The organism is Nodularia sp. UHCC 0506 (assembly GCF_034931045.1).
In the GTDB taxonomy this organism is placed as follows: domain Bacteria; phylum Cyanobacteriota; class Cyanobacteriia; order Cyanobacteriales; family Nostocaceae; genus Nodularia.
In genome coordinates this window covers 67629-70212 of record NZ_JAYGHH010000017.1, presented here as the reverse complement: position 1 = coordinate 70212, position 2584 = coordinate 67629, and the positions used below count along the sequence as shown (strand labels likewise).

3 protein-coding genes are annotated in these 2584 nt (G+C 39.0%); all 3 read left to right on the top strand.

Going from position 1 to position 2584, the window contains the following annotated elements:
- The first annotated feature begins 454 nt into the window (after window positions 1-454).
- Entirely contained in the window at window positions 455-1690 is a 1236-nt protein-coding gene (locus VB654_RS12340; protein ID WP_323214057.1) for a cysteine desulfurase-like protein, read from the top strand.
- Between the two features lie 134 nt (window positions 1691-1824).
- Window positions 1825-2313, top strand: a complete 489-nt coding sequence (locus VB654_RS12335) for a hypothetical protein (protein ID WP_323214072.1) — start codon at window positions 1825-1827, stop codon at window positions 2311-2313.
- 107 nt (window positions 2314-2420) lie between these two features.
- On the top strand, window positions 2421-2584 hold a 164-nt coding region (locus VB654_RS12330), incomplete at its 3' end, for a chemotaxis protein CheB (protein WP_323214071.1).

The window sequence follows — 2584 nt, the reverse complement described above, 5'->3', positions numbered from 1 at the left end:
GATAAAATGAGAGCTTATTCCATCGACTTCCGAGAAAAAATAGTTAATGTTTATGAGCAAGGTAACACCTCATTTAGAAAAGTTGCTTCTAGATTTGGTGTTACCAAAAGTTTTGTGCAAAAACTGCACCATAAGGCGCATCTCCTTTTTTAGCTTCCTCTAGTGCAAGATACATAAAATATTCTGGGTTCATCATAAATAAATCTACCAATCCCAGTTAACGAAATGCTTAAAGAATAATCGCTTTTTAACTTTTGATTTTTGACTTCCACCCTGCGGTACTAGCTCATTATATAACAATTAAACTATAGGAATCCGGTTTGGTTTCTGTAGCTTGCTTGGCCTAGCCATATTTACTAGTAGAGGTAGGGAACAGGGAAGAAGAAATCAAGATATAGGTCGTTTTGTATTGCTTACGCCATACAAGTTATCAAAATTCACATAGGAGTCCTATATGTTCTTGAATATTGACAAAGTTCGTCCATATTTTCCAGCACTGGCCGGAAATTGGACATTTTTTGATAATGCTGGTGGATCACAAACTTTGAAAAAAGTAGTAGATAGAATTAGTGAATTTCTTTTAACTACTGATGTCCAATTAGGAGCTTCTTATGCAGTTTCTCAAATAGCTGGGGAAAGGGTAGCTTTGGCTAATAGGGGCATGGCAACTTTGATTAATGCCAAATCACCAAATGAAGTGGTTATGGGATCATCCACTACCATGATGTTGAAGATACTGTCTCTGTGTTTGAGTCAAACTTTTACACCAGGGGATGAAGTGATTGTGACTAATTGCGACCATGAAGCTAATATTGGAGCTTGGGTAGCGCTGGAAAAGCAAGGAATTAAGATTAAAATTTGGTCAATTCGCCCAGATACTTTAGAACTGCATTTAGAGGATTTAGAATTATTAATGAGTCCACGCACAAAATTAGTTGCTTTGACTCATGCTTCTAATATTTTGGGAACTATTAACCCGATTAAAGAAATTACGGCATTTATTCATGAACGGGGGGCGATGGTTTGTGTGGATGGCGTGGCTTATGCCCCACATAGATTAATTGATGTTCAGGATTTAGATGTGGATTTTTATGTTCTGAGTTGTTATAAAGTTTACGGTTCTCACTGTGCTTTACTTTATGGCAAAGAAGCACATTTATTAAGAATACCGGGACTCAATCATTATTTTATTGCGGAGTCTGATATTCCTTATAAATTTCAGTTGGGAAATCTGAATTTTGAATTAACTTATGGGATGTTAGGTTTATGTGATTATTTAAGTGAATTAGCACAACTCCACTATGGTGATCAAACTGCTGTTGAACTCAGAAGTCAAATGGAGCAGGTCTTTGATTTGATTAGTGTACATGAAGAAAAGTTGAGCGATCGCCTACTACAATACCTCAATAGTCAGCCGAAAATTCGTGTAATTGGTAAATCAACGGCGCATCGTCAATTGCGTGTCCCGACTATATCCTTTGCAGTGGACGGCATTCATAGTTCAACCATTCCCCCTCAAGTTGACCCTGATTATATTGGCATTCGCTACGGCGATTTTTATGCTAAACGTCTCATTGAATATTTGGGATTAGCCCCTCAAGGTGGGATTATCCGTGTCAGTATGGTACATTACAACACCCTTGAGGAAGTTGACCGCTTAATTGCAACTTTTGAACGGGTCTTCGGTTAACAGTTATCTGTCAAGAAACATAATTAGGTTAAGTCCTCCAGCATAAATCTTGATAAACGTTTACCTTTTGGCATTTGCAGGAGGGCTAACTGATTCGCTAGGCTATGAATACTCTATTTATTTTCTGGTGTGCTATGGATTTTGAAGGTAACGCCACCACTTCGACTGCTGCAAAAAATATAGAATTTGCTCAACCAAGTCATACTCGCCAGCCACTGGAATTACTGCGATACACCGAGGCTGCGTTACGTCGCCCTACTGTGGCGATATTAACGCCTATATTACCGCCAAAACTCAGCCAGAAGTTGCAGGTAGCTTCCACTGTGGCTGATCAGTTGTTGCCGGAACTGGCAGAAATTAATCTAGAGCAAATTAACGATTTTGAATTACGTCCAGCACGGATTTGTATTGGTTTAAGCTTTGTGGGTTTTGGAGCATTAATGATACTGGTGCTGTTGCTTTATTTAAACTCTTTGCATCCAGCGCTCAATACCGTTGACCAAATTCGCCAATATTGGTATGAATATGTTTGGTTTGTGAGCTTGGGTGTAACAGGAATGTTTATTCTGGGTAGGGAAGCAATGCGTCCGATTCCTAAGCTCAAAAAGTTGAAAAAGCGTTAAAGTTTTTATATCTTTAATTTGAAGGTACAACCCCACCCTTAGCACCGCCGTGAAGGTGGAAGTCAAAAGTCAAAAAACTGATAAAAATCCCTATCGGCCAATAAAATATGATACAGAAGGCCGAAAATATTAATGATCATCCACCACGCTTTGCTGATGCTAACTTCGATATTGTTGCCATAGCATCTTCGGCTGGTGGGTTGACTGCCCTAACTCAATTACTATCAACATTACCAAAAGATTTTACCGCCGCGATCGCTGTGGTGCAACA